Here is a 24,818-nt window from a genome sequence, read left to right on the forward strand (position 1 = left end):
GCTATATCAGAAAATTTCGGTCAAGAATTTATTATTCATGATTTATATGAAGGTTCCACAGTGGAAGAAAAATTAGGTTATGCTTTATATGATGGAGGATTTATCATAATACCTGAAAATTCAATTAATTATATTGATTACGAAGCTATTGGAAGGGATTATAATTATAGTACATGCGGAGAATTTATAGACGAAGATTATTATATTGAATTTATCTAAAATAAAAAAGTAATTCTATTGTACTAAAATGTAGAATTACTTTTTTTATAGATAAATATATTTCATGTAAGAGTTATAGTCTGGTAAAATACACTGTTTTTGTCTGTTAGAGTAGAAGCTATGTCAGTAATAATTTTATAAAAAAAATCTTTTTCTTTTGAATTGTTTTCAGTATAGTAATCATAAATAATATCAAAATCTTTTTCAAAAGTTGTTTTGTGTTCTAGGTATATTTTTTTAAAAATTTCCAATTCATCATCAATACATTTTTTTTTCTTTCCACTAAATGGCTCTATTCCGTTTATTCTATCCTCTAACATGAATTGGGTGCAGAAATTTACTGTTTTATCTTTATTCTGTATAGGATATATTTCAATATTCGATGAATCATTTAAACAATACTTTATATTATCTTTAATGTTGTCTATGTTTGGATGTAAAATAGGAGATAAAAATGTGTCACCTTTAACTAGTTTACTATTACATTCTGGACATGAAATAATTAAATTTTTACTATAAATCGAAAAGAATGGTGTTAAATTCCTAGGGATATAATGATCTATTTGACTATTCCCAGTGGATGTTTCATAGAGCATGCAACAAGGGCAAAATTTTTGTTCTTCAGCTATTTCTCGTCGTAATGTTGTTTTATTTATACATGGTTTATACGTATCTAAAAAAACAGATGAATCTATTGTATAATCATAGAGGTAATCAAAAAAATTTCTTAAAATATTTACAGAGTGACCATTATTAATGTGACTTGATATTTTATTAAAATAATTATGAGTAATATTTTTATTGGTATTTAATATATTTTTATATTCATTTTCTGAAAAAAAGATGGAAAAATCAAGTAAATCACACTTAAATATAAAAGTAATAATTTCAAGCCAAATACCGTTTGTTCTACAAGACAACTTAGAAAATTCTGGAAATTTTTTTTTATCAGGCAGAGTATATGTAAGGAGATCTTTTTTAAATTTTTTAATAGTGATATCTTTTGGAGGTTTTATACTCATTAGTTTGTAGTTGCTTTTTATGGCATTTATTTCTGTCTTTTTTAGTTTAGAGGATGTCTTTAAATCAATGTATTTAAAATCTTTTATTTGAGCATTAACTTGATTCATATATCTTGTTAAATCTAGAAGAAATACATCATAGGAATTAAGTTGTTTTTCAATATCTGGTGCCAAATCATTAACCTCTACTTTCTTTAATTTCTTTATAACATGCTTTAAAAATGTCAAATTTTAATAATGAATCTTCAAGAGAATTATATTCTTCTATCGCAACCAAACGAGATTCTGTATTTTTTATTTGTTTTATTAATTGTAGTTTATAATCTTCTAGGGCTGTATTATTATTACTTAAATAAAATACCTCATTTAATAAATCATCAATGCGCATACCTAAGGGATTTTTATTTACATAAACTTGCTCAGAGATACCGTCTTTCTTCTTCAAAAGAACTAAATTTTCTTCAAAAACTTGATTGACGAGTAAAGGGGAATGGGTAGCGACAATAACATGTGAATTACTATTTTTAAAAAAAGTATCTAAAATAGAAGTATAAAACCTTATCCATCTAGGATGTAAATGAAGTTCAGGTTCATCTATTAATATTATGCTATTTTTATTTTTTCGTACTTTATTTAACTCTAAAAGATGAGATAAAAAACTTAATTCCCCGCTACTTAACTGGGAAATAGAAATTATCTTTTCAAAACGTAAGGGAAACCAAATTTCTCTAACATATCTTAAATTTCCGAAACGTCTTCTTGTACTAAGAGAATAAATATCAGGTATATCTAGAGAGTCTAGAATCTGGAATAATGAGTTATGGTATTTAAAAAAATCAAAGGGGAGAGCTTTATAGTTCTTTTGAACTCCATATCTATTTACATTAATTGAATATCTATTTATTCTTGAGTTTAATGAAGGGATAATACTATTAATAACATCAACAATATCTCCAGATTTAGTGTGATCTATGCCCAATGAGTCAGCTGTATGACACAATTTTGTTATTGTTTCATCAGTGATACTATTTATTTTTTCTTGTGTTCTATTATTTCTTATTGAATTTCGTATTGTATTATATCTTATACATTCTACATAAATATTATCTTCAATAAATAGTTCAAGGATTGGATAATCAACCAGTTTTAATGTGTCCATAATAGAGTTATTTTTTAGTAAAAATTCTACTAAACTTCTAGATGTATTCTCTATGAATTCTGTGTTGCTTGTAATTTCGTTCGTGACATTATTCAGGAGTGAAGTGGTCAGATAGTGACAGTCAAAGTTAGTTTCGTATATACTATTTGAACAAAAGATTTCATCTTTATTTTGATTGTTTAGGGAAATTGAAAAAGGAACATTTTTATATTTACTATTAAAAATATGGTCGTTGTTGAATAAATCAGCAATTAAATTAAGAATTGTTGTTTTTCTTGTTCCATTTTCTCCAAGCAACAAGCTTAAATTATAATTTCTATTATCAAATTTATTTTTAGTTTCAAAAAAATTAATAGATTTAGTTAAGAAAGGTAGAGAGTCCTTACTATTCATAGAAGTGGTAAATTCTATTTTTTTGATCCGCATGAATTATTTCCTCCTGATAATCATTTTAAATATATTATCGCATATTATTAGATATAAATATATGAGATAGTATGTGTTATCGAGTAATAAAGAGTATTGATTCTCTAAAACTACCGCTAGAATTGAGCTTTGTAGCAAAAAACGAAAGACTAAAACAAATTTCTGAACTAGCTAATAATTATGGTGAGCAATATGATTTTTCTCCTTCATATATTGATATTGGAATTTCATATAGCGAGGTGGAAGAATTAACCATTTTGGGACACAGTTTAGCTGCAGATATTGAAATTTTAGAAGATATATTTGAATTACTTGTTAATTTGAAAAGAATTAATCTTTTTGTTTATGATGGAGAAGACTATTCTGAAAAGAAAGCAATCCTTATGAGTATGTCAAAATGCCCAATATGTATTAAAAAGTACAATTAGACGCAGATAAAATTTATTATCTTACGTATTTAGAGGTTAGCTACCATCTAACTTATTGCGTAGTGCAGAAGAATATAAAAGTACTTGACTATTCATCTTTATAAAATTTTCTCAGCGAAAAATCTAGGAGTAAGAGTAAGAGAATATAGGGTCGAAAACCAACCCCTCTTGTAGCGAAAACCGGATGATTTTAGGTAGGAAATAGGGCGGGAAAACGCTAAGTCAGGGCCCTTGGGGATGCCTTGCGCTGCAAGGCGGGACAGCTTGTCTGGACCCAATCTCCCTTATGCTCTTACACTAAAACAGGAGCGGCAGAGCGAATGCAAAAAATCAGCAATCATACTGTAGAAAAAATGCTCAAAGAAACGATCATTATCAATGGCTAAACTAGCAAGTACAGATATAGTAAGTAAGCTAAAACGACTAGTATAGTTGAAAGATAAACAGCATTACACTCAAAATCAAAGATGAGTATCGACAGACTGAAGCAGATACCTCAGACAAATAGTTACACCAATGAGTCGCCAAACTAGGCGGCTTTTTTCTTTGCTCTGGATTCATCTGGCCACTTTACTGTACCGAGAGTATTAACAAATTAGCACATAATATCTCTCGTAAAAAGAAGGAATGGATGACAATACAGTACGAAGAATCAAGACCAAAATAAAAATTAAAATTTTAAAAATGATAGGAGATTAAATCGCTATGGAAGAATTAAAAGTTCGTAAATTAAAAGATGGAACATTGGCAGAATTATCCAATTTAGCAAAGAAAAAAGGCTATGAAAGTCGACAGGATTTCATGCAGGATATGATTGAACAGATTGCCCATGAACAGTACTCATTTGAAACTGAAATCAGATATCAGCTACTCGTTAGTCAATATAATCAGATGCAACAATGGACTGTTGAACAAGTTACTGGAGCGATTACTACTTTTCTATCATCGAGAAATTTTTCTGTGAAAGGGGAAAATTTACATGAATAATAATCGAAAAAAGAATTACTATGTATCAGAGGAATTTATCGCCAAAGTGAAGGAGTTTGCTTGGTTGGATAAAACCTCTGAAGGTAAAATATTGGAGAAAATGTTGGCTCATTATTCCGGTGAAGATGAGCTAATAAGAAAATTAGATACGGTACTTTCTGAGGTTCGTATCCAGAAAAAAATTGGCACATCAATCGAAAAATTATGTGGCGTGTCTCAAATAATGTTGGCTTCAATAGCAGAAATTCAAGGTGTTTATGTTGTTGTTGAATCAGGACAAGGAGTCTTGTTTAAAGATGCTGAAAAGGCATATGACGTGGAGAAGAATGCAAAAATAATTGCGAGTAGAAATAATTGGCACTATAAATAAAATCATTTTTATTACTAAACTATAAATTAAAAATGGAATAATAGTTTTCTGAGATAGGTGACGTCGCCTATCTCTTTTTTTATGGAAGGAGCGTGTTTATTATGGCTAGAAAAACTGTCCGTGATGGTGAATTACAAAACTTTACACCATTCTTTAATGAGTTTCAGCGGGAAGTCTCAAAATACTTTGAACTGCCCTTAGAGGCAAAGTATGCCTATATGTTGATGAATAATCGGGAAAATCTAAGCTACAAGAATTCTCTCTATAATGAAAAAGGGGAGGTCTATATTCATTTTACTAACGGCAGTTTATCTAGCCAATTGGGTGTAAAAGAAACTCGCTGCCGTTCCTTAAAGAAATTGTTGCTAGATAATCAACTTATTGAAGAGGAAGCTGTGCCAGGGAAACCGTCTCGAATTTTCATTAATCAATTTGATATCTATGAAGTGGACTATTTATGGGAAAGATTGACTCCATCTGATGGCAGGGATAAGTGGGTCGAGCGCAACCTTGAAGGCTTAATCGAGGAAACAGACTACACTACTATGTATGATTTTATCGAATATGATAATCGAACTATTAAAGTAAAATTTTTTGTAGCTATGGATACAGACAGTAAGCAATCAATACCCCCTCGTAAAACGAGCCCCTCACCCGACGAGGGAGTACCCCCTCGTGACACGAACCCGAATAAGAATCTTTTAAAGAATAAGATATTAGAGCAACCAATTAAAGCAACCATTAATGCAACGGGAGTTCAGCAAGTTCACTCTGAGCAAAAACTACCCTTTTCATTCGTCGAAGGATATAATCGTCTGTTCCTCACAGAGGAGACCGTTCGTCTGCTTAGCTTGTTTGGAGATTTTAAAGTAACGAAAAGGTTTCTCGATATCATTTTTGAAACGAAAAAGAAAGTCGAAAATTTTAGGGATAAAGCCTACAGGGAAAAAGGAGTCGTCGATACTCTGCCAATTTACGGTGAAATCTGGGATTTAGAGATTGAGAAAAAGGTCAAGTGGCTCATTTTTAAGAAAAAAGAGTATGAGATGAAAGAGAACACAATTAAAAATTTGGAAAGCTACTGGTATAGGACAATGGAAATATTCTGGCAGAATGTCATCATCATGGAGCGTGAGGATGGATTTATGCGGTTGGATATTGCAGCGACTAATGGTGAACTTGAAATAAGGGATTCTGTTGGAGAATTTGAAAAGCTGCTGGAGTCTGAATCCTTATCAGCTACAGACAAGAAAATGAGACTCTTTGATAGGATTTATAATCCACATGTTTGTGTAGGGGGTTCTCTCACGACTTAAGTTACTGACTTTACTTTTGAAATGCCTTATAATAAGCATACATGCAGTGAAAGAAGGTGGTTTAATTTTGGAGAATAAAGATATTTATTTGGACTATGCGAAGGAACACAAGGATTTTTTTATTCGCAAAATTATTGATGGCAAATCACCTAAACATAAAAAAGATGCTATTTTCATGGCTGGCAGTCCGGGAGCAGGCAAGACCGAAGTTGCGGCTGGTTTAGAAGAAAATTATGTTAATTATGTGGTGATTGATGCAGATTACTTTAGAACGCAATTTCCTGACTATAATGGCAATAATTCTAGTCTTTTTCAAAAAGCGGCTTCATGGTTAGTTGAGCAATCTCTGAAATATGTTTTAGAAAACAACTATTCTTTTATTTTAGATGCCACATTTGCGGTATTAAGCGCTGAAAAAAATATTACTAGAGCTTTAAAGAGAGGCTATAGCATTACAATTTTCTATGTGTACCAAGACCCCAAAGTTGCTTGGAAGTTTACGAAAGATCGAGAACTCGCTGAAGGCCGGAATGTTCCGAAGCAAATTTTTATCAATGCTTTCTTTAAATCCCGAGAAAATATTGAGAAGGTTAAGTTGAGACATCCTGAGATTATGTTGCATATTATTATCAAAGATTATCAGAACAATGTTTCTGAGAGCCATTATGCCGCTGACAATGTGGCTCTCGTTTTACCACTGCAGTATATTCAAGAAGAGTTGGAGGATGAACTAGATGACTGAAAAAGAACAAGTGAAAAAGATTGTTGAAAAATATAATGATAGCATTTCTGACCTTTCAGAGAATGCCACTGCTAAAGAATTCAAAACAGTGATGAAATATATTGCGGACCAAGCGAATTTAAAACAGCGGAAGTTGGTTGGGTTGGAGAAGTAAATATTCAAATTAATAAACAAGTAAAAGGCTGTGGGGTTAGAAGCTTAACTTCTTAGCCTTTTTTCATTCCAAACTACAAGACGAAGTTCAATGCTGTACGAAATTCCTGTAATGAATACAACAGTAATTTGGAGAGTAATTCTTCAAGAGTTTCCTAATTTTTAGTCGCAAGATTAATTTTTGGATTTTTTTGATGTGAAAAGATATTTCTATACGTGGTCTAAGAGATAAGCATCTGAGATTACAAGTTTGTATCAAAGACTTATAAGAAAACTGTTTCGATTTCTTTTATGATACAAATTATTTCGTAAATATTGTAAAAAACAGTTGATTTTTGAGTAAGCTAATTCAGGGGTTAGTCGACTCATTTATAACAATAAGATCAATACTCTAATACCAATTGTACCGTAAAAGTAGTAGAGCTCTTACTATGATATACCCCTAGTGCAGAGACACTAGAATTGCGATTGCCAGTGGAAAGGAAAGTAATCTTTTATTTTTTTTTTGCAAATCGGCAATCAACCTAATCAATGACAAGTTAAACATACTGACTGAAAAATTTTTTTTGAATTGTCAATTATCGGATAGAAGGAATAACCACTCCTAGAGGCCATCATAAATAGGGTAAACAGTCTAGGTGGAATTCCTAAATTTATTGTATGTTAGTAAGACAAAATAATCTTTGCGATGAAGTAATCAGTTTCTTGGAATAAAAAAAAGTTGGAATTTCGATAGTTTTTTAAGATTTTTTTCAAAGTCCATAATCCTAATCCAGCATGCTCATTTTTAGTACTGTATCCTTTTTTCAATACACTTGCTATGTCAACTTTCTTTGTAGTATAATTTGTGATTTTTATAAGCAGGTGCTGTTCTCTGTTTTCAAAAAGTATTTGAATTTCCTTATTAGATTCATTTTCGACAGCTTCTAGGGCATTATTCATCATAATTGATAGAATTCTAATGAAATCTATCAGTGAAATTGCAGGTAGTGTTGTTAAGTTCTCAAATTGCAGTGTTAATTCTACATTTTCATTTTCACAACGACGAATAAATTCAATCAACAAGCCTCGAATAGCAGTATTTTGAATTTTTTTCACTTGATTGTAATGATAGCTTTTTAGGGGTTCTTTTGAGGAAATCATTATTTCCTTCAAATATGTTTTAGCTCCGAATAAGTCTTCGTTTTCAAAGTACTCATTAAAAGCAATCAAAATGCCCTGTAAATCATGACGATATTCACGTGCCAACTGAAAATTTTCCTTCTCTTCTTCAAAGGATTGGATAAGATTATCAACATAATTTTTTTTTTGGTTATTTTTTTTGAACAAGGTCAAAAAAGAGAGTAGCAGAGTAGTTACAACAAAATTTAATACTAATATCAAAAGTAAGGTAGTAAACTTCCCTCTCAAGGCAACATTTATATGAATCAGCATTAAGACTAAAAAGAGTATAAAGATGCCCGTTCCTAATTTTACATGCTTTTTATGAATATCGTTTAAGGCATTCCAAACATTATACTTTAGGTCCAATCGATTCAAAATATGAGTAAATAAAATAAGTAAGCCTATTTGGATTAAGGTAATCAAGACTAGCTTGTGATTGTAAGCTAAATTTAATAGTAAATAGATTCTTCGTGGAATATGGTAGGTAAAAAACCAGACAAATGTGATTAATGTATATTCTAAAATTAGCGCTATAGCAGGTAATAACCAATTTTTTGTATAGTGTTGCATCATTAAGTATTGTAAGAAGAAAAAGATTAGGATATTCAAGTATAAATAGTGATCTGTTGTAACAATTCCCAGAAAAGCAGTTAGACTCAAAAAAACTGATAGAATAAGACATTGTCGCTGAGATAGTAGTCTTTTAAAAAAAATACTCCAAATTAAAGATAAGTAGTTTATTGAGTAGCCAGCAATAAGTAAATCAAATTTCACGCAGACCAATCTCCTTTAAGTAATTTTTCGCTTTGCGAGCTCCAGTTTTTCCAACTATCAAAAAGATTTCATTTGCAAATTGAAGACTGCCTTCATTAACAATAATTCTTTCTAATAAATCCATGTTTATTATATATGATTTCATCCCTTTAAAAAAAAATTCGTTGTTAAGCTTTTTTTTAACCGTACTTAATTTTCCATAAACCATACATTCACCATTACAGTGTTTAACCGTTAGCATCTGTTTAAAGCCTGGAACAGTTGCAATATAATAGATATTTTTTTCTGGAATTAAGATATCAGTTTCAAATTGATTAAACATTAATATTCGCTCACTTTTGTGACGTTTTCGTGAAATCAAATTCGCCTTTTTCATAACTTTATGGATAGTTGAACTTAAAATAGAATTGTCTTGATTTTTTAATAAATAACCTAAAGAAAAAATGTCTCGATTTAGTACTTCAATTCCTTTAGAATCAAAAGATGTTATAAAAACAATAAAGCAATTTTTATTTTTTAAACGGATCTTTTCTGCTAAGTCAATCCCAGTAAAATATGTGTTTAAGTCAATGTCCAAGAAAAATAGATCGTCATCGAGGATATCAAAAGTATGCAAACTATTGTAAAACTCTTTTTCATTGTTTATCTCATTTAATGAAGCATATGGTAAAGCAAGGTCAATTATGATCTTGCTTATTTTTTTTCTGACAATAAATTGATCATCTAATATAAATATACGCATATATCTTACAACCTAACATTTTTGATAATTCATACTAGCACATGTTTAATAAAAAAAATCGAAAAGATCGCAACATGCTCAGAAAACGGTTCCAAATGAACGAAGCTACAAAAAAAATATAGTATTGTTTTATTAACAAAGCAGTTGTGACGGATATTAGTTTTCATTAATAAGTATTTTGAGTGTTGCACCTTGATAAATAGAATAAAATCTTTAGGTGTTTTTGTAAGTACTTTATTCGTTTTGATCAACATAAAAAATTGAGTGTCAGAAAGAAAATTTTCTCTGTTAATCATTCGATATATAAATGTAAGAATTATAGTTTTAATTAAGAAAGAAGTGAAAAAATGAAAACTGTTTTGATTCTAACAAAATGTGTTTTTGCTGAGTCGGAGTTAAAAAAGAAGATTGAAGTTCTAGGTTATGAAGTTTTAGCCTCAAGTTCAGCTATCGATTTGATAATACATAAAGAAAAGTTCATTTTGAAGAATTTTTTTGAGATTGTAATTTTTTCAGAGAGTCTCACGAATCAGATGGTCACTCACCTATTGGGAAACATCGATCAGCCAACCATTAGGTTCTATCGTGTTAAAGATGAAGAATCTGTTGAAAATGAAGTGTTTCATTTTGAATCGGCGCTTTCAGGATATTTGAACACATCAATGTCTCTTAGCTCTTTAAGAGAAGAATTAGCTTCAAAGGAAGAAGTAAAGGCACATTCTAAAGAAGTTTCTAGTTACATAGATGCTAACTGGGAACGTCGGCATACGCAAAGATTTATAAAAAGTTTATCAAAAAAGGAACGTCAAGTATTTAGTATTTTATATCAATCAGACGGGAACTACCTTAAAAGAGAAGAATTAGCAGGAAGTTTGTGGGACAAAAATGTTACAGCATCAAATTTGGCTCAGCTTTCACAAATAGTTACACGTATCAAACGGAAACTTCAAATGATAACCGATGATGAAGATTGCATAACAACAAACTGGCGTAAAGGCTATGCTCTATCAAAAGAACTGTGTGAGAAATTTGCTAATTTAGAAAAAACGGTAATTCATTAAAATGAGTTTGTTTCTTATTAGAAAGGAGGTTTAATTGTTTGTCAAACAGAAAAATGAAATTTTTTATCGGCTTATTTAGTTGCTTGGTACTTTTTTCTTTCGAAAGTTCATCACAGGTTCAAGCAACATCAGAACTAAATGAATCAATGAGTTCTGACGAAACATTGAACAATCAAGAACAAAATAATGGTTTAACTAGAGGAATTGGTTTGGCAGGTGCAGGTCTAGAAAAAATACCTTATGGAGCAAAGAAACTTGATGGTTTTTTTGGTGGAGCTAACGTAGTCGGATCAGGATCACCACAAAACGCTATTATCGAGTATTATCCAACAGATGGGACGAATGATAACCGACCTTATGACGAAATTCGCTTAAGTGGACAAAGGAATTGGGCTTCAATTTTTTCGAATGATGAACATAGAGTAGATTTTTCAAAGGAATTTGCTGGAAGAATATTTATTAATTTTGATAAAGCAAATACCGATGGATTAGCATTTGTGCTGCATAATGACACCAGAAAAACTGGAGCAATTACGAGAGCTACTTCAAATGAAGACGGTCAAAACCTGGGTGTGTATGGGGCAAATAGGAGTGTCCGCGATAACATTTTTCAAGCTTATCGTAACCCTGTTGAGAAAGCAATTCAAAATTCAGTTGCTGTAGAGTTTGATATGTATAACAATAAAGCTCTTGCAGCAAATATTTTTGACTACGACTTAGGTTTAAAGGATAATGATCAATCTCATATGGCTTTTACTTTTCCAGGGAATTCTACTAGTTATGTTCCCTTTGTAAATGGACTTACTGAGTGGGGAGGAATATTAGCTCCTGAATACGCTAAGCTAAAACATTATATTTATGGAGGAGAGACTTCACAAGGATCGCAATCTTTATCAGCAATTATAAGCGATACTTGGTACGAGTTTTATTTTAAGTATGAAGTAGGTATTGGTTTGTATTATTACCTGTATAATCCAGTGACTGATACGCAGACTTGGCAAGTCCTAATACCAGAAACAGCGTTACGAACTAATCTAAAACTAGACACCAACGATAACAAAGCATACTGGGGATTCACCTCAGCAAATGGTAGTAAACAGGGAACTAGCCGATTCATTTTTAGTGAAACGCCTGTTGACAAAATTGTATCTATATCAAATGAAGTCTTTGATAATAAGCATAATGAAATAACAGTTGCCAGAGATGCTGAACTGAGTTCAAAATACGTTATAAGTGGCGATGAATTGATAATTGAAACAACGATTTCTTTAGAGCAATCTGATCGGGACTTTACAATATCTAGTTTGCAAGGAAAATTTGACCCTGCTTTGATTAACTTAAGTAACGGAACTAATTTTAAAGTAACACTTTCTTTAGGGGAGGGAGCTGAAACAGAAGCTATTGCAACTGCTGATAATAGTGGGGTAATTACGCTGAACAACCTTAATCAAACAATCCCAAAAGAAGGTGGGAATTTGGTAGTTAAAGTCAGTCTACCTACTCTGAGCGGTTTAGAAACAACCAAGAGCTCCTTCTATAGTAGTGCAATTGGACATTATGGGACAGAAACAGATACTGAAACAATTGAAAGTGAATCAAATTATTTTTGGATAAAAGAAGGTAACTCTCCACCAATGATTGATTTACTTAACTTAAGCAAAACTAGTTATACTGATTTTATTGATACATTGCAGTTCAATTGGAGCTATCATGACGATAATGCAGTATCAGATGAATTGAAAATGCGGATAGAGTTAAATGGACACCTGTTTGAAGAAGAAATCCTAGCAACCCCAAAGGGAGTGGATATATCTTGGAGCCAAGTAGCAAAAATTGATTTATTAGCAGTAGAAAATCTGTTGGTTCGTGGCGAAAACCATTTAAAAGTAACAGTGACAGATGCTTACAATGAAACAGCAATTAACGAGGTTCGATTTCAAGTTGTGGGTTATCAAGGATTTGAAAATATTTCAACGGATTATCAGTGGGAATATAGTCTGACGCAATTACCGTCTGAAAGAGCACCACAAAATCGTATTCAATCGATGACTGTTAAGGCTAGAGATACTGTGAGGGAGAGTAGCTCAAGCAAAATAAGAATTCAAGCTACAGCAATTACTTCTGATGATAATAGTTTGTCTGAAAACCAATTTGTATTCAAACAAAATAACATAATAGAAAATTTAAGTAGTGTTGCTTTAGATATGAATCAAGAGTATCAATTTTCAACTTCCGAAGGACTACTCTTGAGCTTGTGTGATCAAGATAAACCTGGCGAATATCGTGGAACTATCACTTGGACAATTCAGGATGCCCCGTAGGGAAGGAGAGAAGTTATGAAGTATTTTAAAAATTTAGTTTTCAGCGGCCTTCTCCTTGTCATGATTTTATTTTCTATAGCCGAAGTATCAGCAGCTGAAAATCCCTCGAATTCTTTTGAGAGCCAAGCAACTATTGAATTAATTGATGACAAAAATAATTTGTTTGATAATCATGGTAAACTTCCTCAAACCAATGAACTAGTAAATTATTCTCTAATACTTTTAGGAGCATTTACCTTAAGTTTTTGCGTTTTTATTGGTCATAAAAAATATCAACGAGGTAGTGATAAATGAAAAAAGCAAAAAATGGCATCATTTTTCTAATTCTTCTTTTTATCCCATTGACTGCTCACGCTAGTGAAGGTAAAAGCTCATTGAGAATTTTACCACTTGATGAGGAAAATCCACGGATTTATGAAGTCAATAATCTTGACTTTGGTAAACAGAATCAAGGGGCAAGCAATCAAGATTTTACAGCTGCTCAAGATTTAGTAATTAAAATCTATGATCAGAGGCAATTATCTAGCAGTTGGAGCTTACAATTGAAAATCAGTAATTTTGAAAATCAACAAGTTGATACATTACCACTAGCAAATTTTTCGTTAGGTTCAGGAGTAGTTCAAACAGACAATAAAGATGGTCTTATTGCTCAAAATTATTCTTATCAGAATGGAAAAGACTATCAAACGATTCTCACTTCTCAAGCAGAACATAGTCGCGGCTGGCTTGAATATCGAATACCAAAAGAAGAAATCACCTTATCTTTTTCTGAAAATGCGGCGATTGGAAAATATCAAGCAACATACTATTGGCGAATAATCAATGCCGATACTTAACTTGTTATCATTTTTTTGATAAAAATATTTAAATACACGGAGGAACAAACATGAAAAAAGAATTAGGCGTTACATTTATTGCTGGATTAGCAATCTTAGCGGTGGCAACCCCTGTCCATGCTGATGAAACAACTTTAAGTACTCAGGATGGCACAACACAATTAAGAATTACAGATTTTGCAGTTGATCCTGAAACTGGCCTACCACTTTCCCCAGGAGCTTTCAATTTGGTTGAGGTTTCAAGTATTGATTTTGGGGAACACACCTTAGATAGCTTAGCTGGTGTGAATCCGACTTTTACAGGAACTTATGATCAAGATATGACTGTCAAAGATGCTCGACCTAGTGCTGCGAGTATTGTTTCAGCAAAGGCCAAGATTGCCGAAGTAGCAGCCGATGTAGAGAAAACAGCAACTGATGATGAAATCGCTGCAGCTACAGCAGAATGGGATGCAGCAATTGCGGCATCAGCTTGGAGAGTTGAAGCAGAAGCGACAACACTTGATGGAATTGGTAGTTCTTTAAAAATTGGGACAACTGAAGTTCTAACTGCTGCTGGAACGGTCATTACCGAAGAAGCTACAATTCCAGTTGGAACAAAAGCTTATACCTTAGAGACTCCAGAATTGACTTTAGCTACGAATAATATCGAAGCTAAAACATACAATGGTACCATCACTTATACAGCGATTAATGCTATTTAAGTAGGTTGAACGAAAGCTACGGCTGAAGTCTTTAGTACTTTAGCCGTAGCTTATTTTTTTAAATTTAGAAAAATTATTTTTGGAGGATGTAATTTGAAGAAATCCCATTTTTTTATTATTGCTTTTGTTTTGTTTTTTCTCCCAGTACAAACCGTCGCTGCAACTGGGGGAGTCGCTGTTGATTATAGTATTAAAGCAATTTTACCAGAAAATCAAGTTAATAATGAGCTTTCTTATTTCGATTTGAGAATGGAACCTAATTCAATACAGACCATTGAAGTTCAAGTGAATAACTTTTCAGATGAAACTCAAAAGTATTTTGTTGAAGTGAATACTGCACAAACAAATGGCAATCTGTTAATTGATTATGGCAATTCAGAAATTCCTGAAAACTCGCCAAATCAGCTGCCAATTTCAGAATTTATTCAATATCCTAAAGAGATAGAAATTCCACCACAAAAAGCTGGTGTGGTTTCTTTCGAGATTAATGTACCATCAGAGGGATTTGATGGTATTAAGTTAGCTGGTATACATATAAAAAAAGATTTTTCCAAAGAAGATAAAAACGAAAATCAAATATCCAGTCAATATGATTATGTTTTGGGTTTAGTAGTGTCTGAGAACGATAATTCTGTAACTCCTGATATCGTGTTTAAAGGAATTAATCCTGAAAATGTTACAAACAATGCAGCAATAACGGTACAGTTGGAAAATCCCACTACAACTTCCATTAAAAATATCACAATGACGGGTAATATTTACCTAGAGAATTCTAATACACCGATGCTATCAAGGGAAATCACTAATGGCAGTGTTGCCCCGGAATCTGTTTTTGATGTATTCTTTTTCAATGGTGATACTGGTACCACAAAGCCTTTACAGGCTGGAGAATATCTATTGGAGCTATCCCTTCAGGATAATCAAGGAAACCAATGGGTTTTTAATGAGATTTTTAATATTACTACCAAACAAGCCCAGCAAGTTAATAATCAAGTGTTCACAACAGAAACAGACAATATCATGTTGTACGTTATAATTGGAATTCTTTTTGCTTTGATTTTCTTCGGAGGGATAGTCATCTTAATTAAGCACAATAGAAAGAAACAGCAACAAAAGCGACAACTTAAGAAAAAGAAAAAGTATCCAAGTAAAAGAAAAAATCCTGTTCGACCTAAAACAAAAGAATCCCGCCCTTCAAAAAAAGGTCGGATTAAATAGTTTTTAAATTGTTTCTCTTTTGAAATAGTTATTAAATATTGAGCCATCATACAGCAAATTAGTTGTATTATAAAAAATCTACTGACTACGATATTTTTATAATTGTGTGGATAAACTATATCGAACTAGTCCTACTAAAGTCCTATATACAAAAAAATATTTGGCTATATAGTTTACATTAAGAATATTGAGTTATCTCTGCAAATTTTGTGTTTAACTCTTTATAAAATCAAAATGAAAGAAGGTTTTAAAATGGGGAAAAAGTTATCAGGGTTCTCATTAAAAATTATTGCTCTTTTCTTTATGGTGGTAGATCATGTTACTACATATTTAGGGCCGGCCTTAGGAATTCCGGCATGGTTTTCCTTACTTGGCCGGTTTGTTGCACCGCTTTTCGTTTTTTTTATGGTGGAAGCTTATTTTTATACTAGGAATAAAAAGAAATATTTCATTCGACTTTTTGTAGCTGGAATACTGATGCACCTCATCAATATTATTAGAAATATTTTAATTGGAACATCTTTTGAAAATCCATATACCGGAGATTTTGATGTCTTTAGTCTCCTTCAAGGTCAAAACATCTTTATGACTTTAGCGTTACTTTTTGCTTTTATCTGGGCTTTGGACAGGCTACTCCATTCTACGGGCTCAAAAATTGGTAATATTCTTGTGCTAGTTGTCTTATTCATTCCAATACTTATAAGTGAAGGAGGAGCGTATGAGATAGTGATTGGAATCATCTTCTACCTTTTTAGAGGTAACTTTAAGAGAATCTCTATTGGGATTATCGCCTTCAGTCTCTTACTATTCTCAAGTATGGTATTTACTTACTTGCAGGATTATCCTGGAACATTTTACAGTTTGATAACGTTTGATAATGAGTTTATGATTTTTTCGGTCCTACCTTTTATCTATTTATATAATGGTAAAAAAGGTGGATCAGGGAAAAAATGGGAGAAGAATCTATTTTATTACTTTTATCCCGCTCATCTTATTGTAATCTATGCATTACAATATTTTTTGAAGTAAAAATAGATCGCTCTATCAGTTAAAGATAATTTTATTTAAAACTGACATTAGCTGACAATAATTTAGTCTGTGGATGGTAAGGGGATGTCTTTTTTCAAGAAGCTATGTGTTGCTATATCGTTGTATGCAGATTAGAAATTAGTTTTTTCGGGTGAAGCATAAGAGAATATGCACTTAACAGACCTCGCCAAAAAGAAGCTACCTGAAAAAGGCAGCTTCTTTTTATTAGTGGTAATTTTTTATACCATGTCACTGTGTAATGAGAATGGTTGAGACCAAAGCAGTAATCACTGTATTATTATCAAGTCAGCAAAAAATACTTAGTAGCCAGTTTCTAACAGTATTTTTGTACAAAACATTTTATCGACAATTTCAATTTGAAAATCCATATTGCTGTAATCGGAAATAATTTGATTCAATGAGTATAACCCTCTACCAGAATGCCCTTTTTTTGTCGAAAAATTTTTTTTTAGAGTAGAGGTGACTGAAATATCTTCGAAAACTGTATTTTTGAGTTCAAAAATAGTTCTCTTTTCTTTTCGATAAATTTGTAGAGTGATCAAATTTTTTTCCCTTGGATCGATGGATTCGAAGGCGTTATCTAGCAAAATAGATAGACATCTTACTAAATCAATCAGCTCGAAAAATATCTTATAGTCAGCTTCTTCAACACTCAGGTTAAAATCTATTTGAAATGGAGATTCCTCTAGCTTGTTGATGAAAGAGATCAATAGAGCCTGCAACGGATAATTATTTAGATTAGTTAAAAGGGAATAATTATCTGTATCAATAATTTTGTTTGAATACTGAATAATCTCTTGAAGGTAAGATTTTGCGTTGGTCAGTTCATCTTTTTCGAGATAATGGGAGAGGCTTATCAGTATGTTTTTGTAGCCATGTCTAAAATTTTGCATTTGATTATAGCTTTGATTAATTGATACTATTGATGTATTTAAGTAGCTTTTTTGTTGTTCTGATGAATATAAGGTCGCAAGGATTACCATAAATGCGGCTAGAAACAAAGAGCAAACTACCAATAGGAAAAAGCTCAAAAGAATAGCTGAATACGCTAGTGTGTATAGATAGTATTGATTTAACATAAATAAGCTTCCGTAAACTAGCAAACTTCCAATCGCAAAATGAGTATATTTTTTTTTGATTTCGGAAAAAAGCCTTCTTAGATTAAGCCGCTTATAAATAGAATTTGCTAAAAATGAAATGAGCGTAAGCAAAATAAGTTGTGAAATTACAAGAATTAAAAATATGAGCTTGTTTTGATAGAACTCTGTTCCTAAAAAATATCTTGGTAAATCATAAGTTAATAACCATGTTATGGAAAGGGTTAAGCTATTTCTAAGAAAAGAGAATGCTGAAGGAAGCCAGGACTGAAAAGACTGTTTTATAATACAAAATCTAAACAAAGTATATAACACGATAGAGAGCTGACAAATGGCTATTGATAGAAAAGAGATCAAAAAGACATAAAGTAAGCATAGGCATAATAAAATAGTTTGCCTTTTATTTACAATTTTTTGAAAATCGCATCTAATCAACATAAAGAGTTGGATTATTACCGTTAATCTTAATATAGATGCATATGCCATAGAAAATGAATCCCTCCTGATTTAAGATTTAGTTTATAGAATTTTTAACTTTAGTAATCTGTTTTTTTCCTAAAAATAATTTTTTACCATTTTTAAATGTTATTGATTCTTCTACTCTGTTGAAGGATTCAATTAAAGAAGTATTAATAATATAGGATTTAAGATTCAAAAAGAAAAAGGGAAAATCAAGTTTCAGTTTTAAATCACTTAATCGTTCATTCGCCGTAAATTGACTGTCAACCGTTTCGAACACCGTCTTTTTTGGAATGCCAGGAATGGTTTCAACATAATAAATTCTCATTGGATCTATGAGTATTATTTGATTACTCGTTCTTATTTCAACTAGGCTTTTGTCTCCAATTCTTCTCAATATAATATTCTGGATATCTCTCAAAAAAGGAAACAATACGTTGTCAGATACGGGGGGAGAAGCACTTTCCTTTACAAGGTAGCCAGTTGGATAAGTTTGAGTGTTAATACTATCCCAAACCAATGTTTCGTCACTGGTTAAATATAGAATAAAAAGTCTGGAATTTTTCTCTCTGATTTTTTTTGCCAACTCTATTCCTGTAAAACTAGTATTAAGATGTATGTCAATTAAAACTATATCGTTGTCTTTGAAGGCTATGCTTGAATCATCGTGATAAAGTTTTAAGTAATTAACATTGTCTTGAATTTCGAGATTAATGTAGGGACTATTTTTAGAAAATTTGTAAATGGATTCAAAAATTGCTTTCTTATGAGACAGTTCATCTTCAAAGGCAAATACATTGATGTTATATTTCATTTTTTTCACTCCTATTTGACTAAAAAGTATAATAACTCGAGAAGATTTTCAAGTGAGATAGCTTGGCTTTAGTTAAGGTTATTCATCATAAATACTGTTCTAAACAAAACAAGCATAAAAGGTAAGGATAGCAGTCCTAACTTTTATGCTTGTTTTAAATTTGGTTTTGATAATGAAAGGCTTCAAATCGCACTTGAAAGGACCGCTTTAAAAGCCCAATCTCGATATACTTAAGAAGTAAGGCAATCAGAAATTTTTAGTGGAATATTAAGAATTAAATTCTCAATTACCTTACAATTGAGAATTTTTGACGAGTTGATTACAACTGTTTTCAATAATTATCATAGCACAAACTTCCTTAAATGCAAATATAATTATGGGATTTGAACTATTTTTATTTATCAGTCTCAACTTATAAAGATTTTTGCACTAAATTAATAAAATAGCCGTCAAAAACATCGTCAATAGAAAGAAGGATTTCAATGGTAAGAAAAGGAGAAAACATCTACAAGAGAAAAGATGGGCGTTGGGAGGGACGTTACATTTCCGCAAGAACAAGTTCTGGAAAGATAAGATATTCTTCAATTTATGGAAAAAAATATGAAGACGTAAAGAAAAAGTTAATAGAAAAGAAAGCTGAACCAGAAAAGATTAGTAGAGAAGCTAGCCCCAATTTGAAACAAAGTTACAAGAGCTATTCGAGTTGGTTATCTTTTTGGATTAATAATATTGAAATAACTCGAGTTAAAAAAACAACTTTATCAATTTACACTCGTTTGATTGAAGTACATATTAGCCCATCATTAGGGAATTATCCCCTTAAAAAGTTATCTGCCGAGATGATAACCTCCTTTTTAGTGGAATTACAAAAAAAGAGTTATCTGCAGGAACGATTAGAAATATTTTTAATCTAGTTAAAAAATCTTTATTGGATGCTGCTTGCCAAGGTTATCTTCATGAAAGCCCATGCAAAGATATTCCTTTGCCTAAGACAGTGAAAACCCAAGTCCCGACTTTAACATCGAAACAACAGCAAAAACTTGAAAAGACCGCTCATAGTAAAATGGAATATTCTCCAATCATAATTGCTTTGTATTCTGGTATGAGAATTGGCGAAATTAGTGGTCTAAGATGGTCAGATATCGATTTTGAAGATGATCTAATTTACATAAGAAGAACGGTCTCTAGAATTTTTAATCTTGATTCAACAAAATCAAAAACAAAACTTATCATAGGAAGTCCAAAATCAGAAAGCTCAATTCGAGAAATTCCTATTGCAAAAAATTTGAAAAACTATCTTATGGATAAAAGAAGCTTTGCCACATCGGAATATGTGATAGCTTCACAAAATGGCCTTACTGAGCCGAGATCCATCACCAATCGTTTTAAAAAGTGTTTAAATGAGGCAAAACTTCAAGATATTAATTTCCATTCTTTGCGACACACCTTTGCTACTAGATGTTTAGAGCAGGGAATGGACGTTGCGAGTTTAAGTAAGATTTTAGGACATCATTCAATAAAAATGACATTAGACACCTACGCTGGTTCCCTAATGGAAACAAGACGCAAAGGAATCTCAAAAATCGATGAGCTTTTTCAAATTGATTAAAAAAGCCGTCAAAAAAAATGGTCGTTATTAAGAAAGCCAGATTCATCAAGGCGAATATTTTTGAATTCTCAATTGTAAGGTAATTGAGAAAAATAACAGATGTTAATGCAAAGGATTAATAGCATAGCTGTCCAAGCAACTATAATATAACTTTTAATTGTAATTGTAAAATATAAAAATTTGGTTCTTATTATAGTTTCGTGAATCTTAAATAATACGGAGGGGGAGATGTGGTTGAAGTCAATTTTAATACTCACAAAGAATATATTGGCTGAAACACAATTAGAACAGCAATTAAAGACTTTAGGATATGAAGTATTTTGCTCAACAGATGTTTTAGAGAGCATTTTACTTGGATATGGGCCAAGATATTTTTCATTATTCGAAGTAATCTTTATTAGTTCAACAATTTGTGATGATGAAGCAAAAATTATTATAGAAGATAATTCCGACAAAATTAAGTTTTATCGAATAGAGGATTTTGATGAAGAAGAGCCAAATGCAGAAAGTTGGAAACGAGTTGGAGTAACTGGTTTAATCAGGGCGAATTGTCCAACCAAAATTTTAAGAGAATTACTATCGGAAAAAAAAGATCCAAATTATGACAATAACTTTGCGAGTGATGCTTATCTGGAAAAAAATAATAAGATTATAAATTTCGACATTTTCTTATCTACATTATCAGCAAAAGAAAAAGATATTTTTGAGATTTTAACTTCTTTAAATGGGACATTCATAACTCGAGATGATTTATCTATCAAGCTATGGGGGGAGGTCAAAGCTTCTAATCTAGCACAATTGTCACAAATAATTAGTCGAATAAGAACAAAAATCGAAAAGAATAATTTAGAAAGCTCATATTTGATTACAAATTGGAGGAAAGGATATGCTCTTTCGAAAGACTTTTTTCAAAGTTTTTAACACATCAAAATGAGGATTGTGAACTTACACAGACGGAAGATGCTGGAAGGGGGGATGCTGTTGGGCAAACTAAGACAACGATATTTTAAGGGCTCACTTTACAAAGGAAGGAGAATGATATTCAAAACTAGGGAGGGAAGAGTGAATAAAATGAGAATCTTTACAAAATGGCAGCAAAAATTATTTTATATTTTAGGGATGGCAGCTCTTCTTTGTTTAATGCTTACTAATGCTATGTCCGCAAAGGCATATGTAGCGAAAGGAACTGAGCCGAATTCCTTTACTCAGGCTGTAACACCACCAGATGCAGTTGGCAGTCGGGTAAATGTACTAGATGCTTTTAATCTACCAGGTACCTATCAGGGTACTGGGGCCGCAGCAAATTTTGCTTATATTAGTAATACTAGAGATAATGTTGCTGTTTTATATAATGGTACCCGAGTCGGACAGAAATCCGCACTGTGGTATAACCAAAAACTAGATTTAAATCAGCCTTTCGAATTTGAAGCCTATGTTTACTTGTCGAATACGGGTGCATCCTCAACGGGGGTTGGGGATGGTTTGGCGTTCGTTTTACAAAATGATCCACAAGGTACTGAAGCCATGGGTGGTTTTACTAGCAGTGGTAATATCGGCTCTATGGGGATATATCCCGCAGCCAGAGGGACAGTTAACATGATTTATAATGCTTTAACTGTCGAATTGGATACAAACTATAACAGTGGTTCGTACGGACTGGATTATAGTACCTATGCTCCAAGTGGTCAGACCAACAGAGGATTGACAATAGATAGTACACATTTAGGGTGGCCTCATGCAGCAATGTCAACAACCGCTACAAGAGGAAACCGCTGGAGTAGTAGCAATACTGCTCGGCCGATAAACGAAACAATTACCGACTTTATGCATAGGAGTCCGGTGCAAGTTGCTACAAGAACTGAGGGAAATGCTTGGTTTGGCAGATGGGTAAAGTTAAACGTTCGCTGGATGCCAAATAACACTTCTGGAACGTATACAGCAGATGATACAGGCAGTTTAAGCTACACTTGGGGCCCAATTTATAATGCAAACTTTGAAGGTGATCCACTGTATGAGTATAACACTCAGACTTGGTCTGATATAAACATTGATAAAACATTTGGCTCTGAGTTTAATAGCGGTGGTGCATTTGGTTTGGGGAATCGGGAAGTCTATTGGGGCTTCACTGGATCCAACGGAACTGGCCAAACGCCAGCGGGTGTCATGATTACTAAACTGCCAAATGAACCAGATATAGTGGTTGATCGCAAAGTGCGCAATGTTTCTACGAGTGGCTCATTTGACACATTTGCTGTAGCGAAACCAGGAGAAATCTTGGAATACACTGTCACGGTCGAAAATTCAAATATTAACAAGAAAAAAATCCCATTAACGAACACGAAGATCAAAGAGGATTTGGCAACTGTAAATTATGTTAATGGTAGTTTTAAGTACAGCAGTACCCATACTGGTTTCACAACACCTACGATAAGCACGGCCAATGAAGAATTTACTTTTACTGATTCAGTTAACTCTTTTAAAGTTGGAGAAAAATTTAGTTATACCTATCAAGTTCAAGTTGGTCAAGATACAACGGAGTTTATTAATGATGTTGAAGTATCGAGTACGTACTCTACTGCATTTAATGCTGGAGAGACGAATGTTACAGTCTTTCCTGATGGTATTAACTTAGCGAAGTCAGCTAGCGATAGCAATCCAAAAGTAAATGACAGTATTGATATTAGTATAGATTTATCTGCCCAAACAGGGATTTCAGTTTTGGATACTATCAAAGATTCGATTCCAATTGGATTTGAACTGGTTGCTGGTAGCACAGAATTAATTGTTTACGAAGGGCATGACAAAAACACGATTAAAGGGTCTGAAACACTTAGTGATGATCTTTGGACAGGGACAAGTACTTCGGGTTATACACTTGATTTTAAAGTTGATGATGACTTAAATAATTCAAGCTTAAAAGAGTTATTTGGAGGAAGCATTCGAAACAACTTGATTTCATTGACTTACAAAATTAAGCCGACTACTTTTCTTAAAGGAGAAAAGGATATCTCGCTAGGAGTTGCTTCAACTAATTCAACCAACAAGGTGAATGGGATTAGAGGGACGATCAGTTACCCAGCTACTTCAAACGGATCTTCATTGACAATTAAAACAGATTTAACATTTAACTTTTTAGATGATCAAGGTCAGCCGCTAAATAACGATTTTATCCAAAGTGCTAATTCTAATTTCAATGGTATCAACCCAGTTATTCTTTATTTGAATACTGATGATGGCTACGATTATTCAACCATTATTAGTGAAATATCAGGTAACTTGCTTAATAATCAAAATTTGGCACTTTTTAAAGTGAATAAGAATTTGATAAGTGGTTCTTTGACCGATATATCTGGAACTGCTGTGAAAGATGGAACGGTCATTGATCTATACTATGGCTCGAAAGCAATTCTGACAGTTGAGTTTGTGGATGAGACGAATCAGGTGATGTCAGGGCATACTATTACGATTGGTGAGAATCAAACGATACCAGCAGACATTTTTATTGGAGATGTGATTAATCTTAAAGATCCTGCTTATACAGGCGTTCAGGAAAAGGTGCAAGAACTCAAAAATGCTGGGTATGAATCAATAACACCGCCAAACAATGAAGCAGCCATTCAATTGAATAGTGCGGCTGTTACGGTTCAGTATAAAGTCAAAGGCCAATTGATTATCAGCTCTTATCCAAAAGAAATCAATTTTGGCAGTTTGATTTATAACGGAAGTGCACAGAGAGTTGAGAATCCGAGTCTCAGTGATCGATTGACCATTACAGATACTCGAGCAGGACTCAAATATGGCTATGTAGTGAAAGCTACACTAACAAAAGAAATGGAAAATGATGAAGGATCAATTCTAGGTGATGCAGTTCGATATGTTAAAGGGCTTAGTAATAATCCGACTGATGAGGTTGTTTTAACTGAACAAGCTCAGGAAGTTTTCCGTCAACAGGACTCCGGGACAGGGATTTTCGCTCTTTCTGACACTTGGTCCACTACAACTGAACGGACTGGAATCATTTTATTGGCAGATCCATCCAATGCCAGATTGGCTGATGATGCTCCACCAAATACTCAAATAACCGATGTAGGTACTTTTACAGGTGAGATTACTTGGTCAATTGAAGCAATCCCATAGGGATAGAGGA

Annotated in this window: 24 protein-coding genes; 18 read left to right on the plus strand and 6 right to left on the minus strand. The window is 32.7% G+C overall.

Going from position 1 to position 24,818, the window contains the following annotated elements:
* Positions 1-60: 60 nt before the first annotated feature.
* Positions 61-219, plus strand: coding sequence for a hypothetical protein (locus ACYSNU_RS00360; RefSeq protein WP_461735272.1), 159 nt, complete (start codon positions 61-63; stop codon positions 217-219).
* A gap of 62 nt (positions 220-281) precedes the next feature.
* Here the strand turns inward: ACYSNU_RS00360 and ACYSNU_RS00365 are convergent, their stop codons facing one another.
* The gene (locus tag ACYSNU_RS00365; protein WP_461735273.1) at positions 282-1,415 is read right to left on the minus strand and encodes an HNH endonuclease signature motif containing protein; all 1,134 of its coding nucleotides are present in this window, start codon (positions 1,413-1,415) and stop codon (positions 282-284) included.
* A gap of 4 nt (positions 1,416-1,419) precedes the next feature.
* On the minus strand, positions 1,420-2,826 hold the full coding sequence (locus ACYSNU_RS00370) for an AAA family ATPase (protein ID WP_461735274.1): 1,407 nt from the start codon (positions 2,824-2,826) through the stop codon (positions 1,420-1,422).
* Positions 2,827-2,897: 71 nt separating this feature from the next.
* Between ACYSNU_RS00370 and ACYSNU_RS00375 the strand changes: the two genes are divergently transcribed.
* The 6 genes from ACYSNU_RS00375 to ACYSNU_RS00400 all read left to right on the plus strand — a co-directional run bounded on the left by ACYSNU_RS00375 (position 2,898) and on the right by ACYSNU_RS00400 (position 6,823).
* The gene (locus ACYSNU_RS00375) at positions 2,898-3,254 is read left to right on the plus strand and encodes a hypothetical protein (protein ID WP_461735275.1); all 357 of its coding nucleotides are present in this window, start codon (positions 2,898-2,900) and stop codon (positions 3,252-3,254) included.
* A gap of 705 nt (positions 3,255-3,959) precedes the next feature.
* Entirely contained in the window at positions 3,960-4,241 is a 282-nt protein-coding gene (locus ACYSNU_RS00380; protein ID WP_461735276.1) for a hypothetical protein, read from the plus strand.
* Positions 4,234-4,611: a hypothetical protein gene (locus ACYSNU_RS00385; protein WP_461735277.1), complete on the plus strand. Its 378-nt coding sequence runs from the start codon at positions 4,234-4,236 to the stop codon at positions 4,609-4,611. The genes ACYSNU_RS00380 and ACYSNU_RS00385 overlap by 8 nt, the downstream gene beginning before the upstream one ends.
* Before the next feature lie 101 nt (positions 4,612-4,712).
* Positions 4,713-5,927 (plus strand): replication initiator protein A, encoded by a 1,215-nt coding sequence (locus ACYSNU_RS00390; protein WP_461735278.1) that lies wholly within the window; start codon positions 4,713-4,715, stop codon positions 5,925-5,927.
* A 67-nt stretch (positions 5,928-5,994) separates the two neighbouring features.
* On the plus strand, positions 5,995-6,669 hold the full coding sequence (locus tag ACYSNU_RS00395) for a zeta toxin family protein (protein WP_461735279.1): 675 nt from the start codon (positions 5,995-5,997) through the stop codon (positions 6,667-6,669).
* Positions 6,662-6,823, plus strand: coding sequence for a hypothetical protein (locus ACYSNU_RS00400; protein WP_461735280.1), 162 nt, complete (start codon positions 6,662-6,664; stop codon positions 6,821-6,823). The genes ACYSNU_RS00395 and ACYSNU_RS00400 overlap by 8 nt, the downstream gene beginning before the upstream one ends.
* Before the next feature lie 662 nt (positions 6,824-7,485).
* On the opposite strand, the gene ACYSNU_RS00405 is transcribed toward ACYSNU_RS00400, so the two are convergent.
* Positions 7,486-8,760 (minus strand): GHKL domain-containing protein, encoded by a 1,275-nt coding sequence (locus tag ACYSNU_RS00405; RefSeq protein ID WP_461735281.1) that lies wholly within the window; start codon positions 8,758-8,760, stop codon positions 7,486-7,488.
* On the minus strand, positions 8,750-9,502 hold the full coding sequence (locus tag ACYSNU_RS00410; protein WP_461735282.1) for a response regulator transcription factor: 753 nt from the start codon (positions 9,500-9,502) through the stop codon (positions 8,750-8,752). The genes ACYSNU_RS00405 and ACYSNU_RS00410 overlap by 11 nt, the downstream gene beginning before the upstream one ends.
* A 347-nt stretch (positions 9,503-9,849) precedes the next feature.
* Between ACYSNU_RS00410 and ACYSNU_RS00415 the strand changes: the two genes are divergently transcribed.
* The 7 genes from ACYSNU_RS00415 to ACYSNU_RS00445 all read left to right on the plus strand — a co-directional run bounded on the left by ACYSNU_RS00415 (position 9,850) and on the right by ACYSNU_RS00445 (position 16,671).
* A complete protein-coding gene (locus ACYSNU_RS00415; RefSeq protein ID WP_461735283.1) occupies positions 9,850-10,563 on the plus strand; it encodes a winged helix-turn-helix domain-containing protein in 714 nt (237 codons plus the stop codon).
* A 38-nt stretch (positions 10,564-10,601) separates the two neighbouring features.
* Positions 10,602-12,884 (plus strand): hypothetical protein, encoded by a 2,283-nt coding sequence (locus ACYSNU_RS00420; RefSeq protein WP_461735284.1) that lies wholly within the window; start codon positions 10,602-10,604, stop codon positions 12,882-12,884.
* A gap of 15 nt (positions 12,885-12,899) precedes the next feature.
* Positions 12,900-13,178 (plus strand): LPXTG cell wall anchor domain-containing protein, encoded by a 279-nt coding sequence (locus tag ACYSNU_RS00425; protein WP_461735285.1) that lies wholly within the window; start codon positions 12,900-12,902, stop codon positions 13,176-13,178.
* Positions 13,175-13,720, plus strand: coding sequence for a WxL domain-containing protein (locus ACYSNU_RS00430; protein ID WP_461735286.1), 546 nt, complete (start codon positions 13,175-13,177; stop codon positions 13,718-13,720). The genes ACYSNU_RS00425 and ACYSNU_RS00430 overlap by 4 nt, the downstream gene beginning before the upstream one ends.
* A 50-nt stretch (positions 13,721-13,770) precedes the next feature.
* Positions 13,771-14,424 (plus strand): hypothetical protein, encoded by a 654-nt coding sequence (locus ACYSNU_RS00435; protein ID WP_461735287.1) that lies wholly within the window; start codon positions 13,771-13,773, stop codon positions 14,422-14,424.
* Between the two features lie 93 nt (positions 14,425-14,517).
* Entirely contained in the window at positions 14,518-15,642 is a 1,125-nt protein-coding gene (locus ACYSNU_RS00440) for a DUF916 and DUF3324 domain-containing protein (RefSeq protein ID WP_461735288.1), read from the plus strand.
* A 252-nt stretch (positions 15,643-15,894) separates the two neighbouring features.
* Positions 15,895-16,671 carry a TraX family protein gene (locus tag ACYSNU_RS00445; protein WP_461735289.1) on the plus strand — a complete coding sequence of 259 codons (777 nt, stop codon included), beginning with the start codon at positions 15,895-15,897 and terminating at the stop codon, positions 16,669-16,671.
* Positions 16,672-16,991: 320 nt separating this feature from the next.
* On the opposite strand, the gene ACYSNU_RS00450 is transcribed toward ACYSNU_RS00445, so the two are convergent.
* On the minus strand, positions 16,992-18,275 hold the full coding sequence (locus tag ACYSNU_RS00450) for a GHKL domain-containing protein (protein WP_461735290.1): 1,284 nt from the start codon (positions 18,273-18,275) through the stop codon (positions 16,992-16,994).
* A 28-nt stretch (positions 18,276-18,303) separates the two neighbouring features.
* Positions 18,304-19,062: a LytR/AlgR family response regulator transcription factor gene (locus tag ACYSNU_RS00455; RefSeq protein WP_461735291.1), complete on the minus strand. Its 759-nt coding sequence runs from the start codon at positions 19,060-19,062 to the stop codon at positions 18,304-18,306.
* Positions 19,063-19,544: 482 nt separating this feature from the next.
* Here ACYSNU_RS00455 and ACYSNU_RS00460 point away from each other — a divergent pair, with 482 nt between their 5' ends.
* From ACYSNU_RS00460 to ACYSNU_RS00475, 4 genes are all read left to right on the plus strand, one after another.
* A complete protein-coding gene (locus ACYSNU_RS00460; protein WP_461735292.1) occupies positions 19,545-19,976 on the plus strand; it encodes a tyrosine-type recombinase/integrase in 432 nt (143 codons plus the stop codon).
* Between the two features lie 68 nt (positions 19,977-20,044).
* Positions 20,045-20,671, plus strand: coding sequence for a site-specific integrase (locus ACYSNU_RS00465; protein ID WP_461735293.1), 627 nt, complete (start codon positions 20,045-20,047; stop codon positions 20,669-20,671).
* 234 nt (positions 20,672-20,905) lie between these two features.
* Positions 20,906-21,592, plus strand: coding sequence for a winged helix-turn-helix domain-containing protein (locus tag ACYSNU_RS00470; RefSeq protein WP_461735294.1), 687 nt, complete (start codon positions 20,906-20,908; stop codon positions 21,590-21,592).
* 150 nt (positions 21,593-21,742) lie between these two features.
* A complete protein-coding gene (locus ACYSNU_RS00475; RefSeq protein WP_461735748.1) occupies positions 21,743-24,808 on the plus strand; it encodes a hypothetical protein in 3,066 nt (1,021 codons plus the stop codon).
* The last annotated feature ends 10 nt before the right edge of the window (positions 24,809-24,818 follow it).

Source organism: Enterococcus sp. LJL120 (assembly GCF_054871765.1).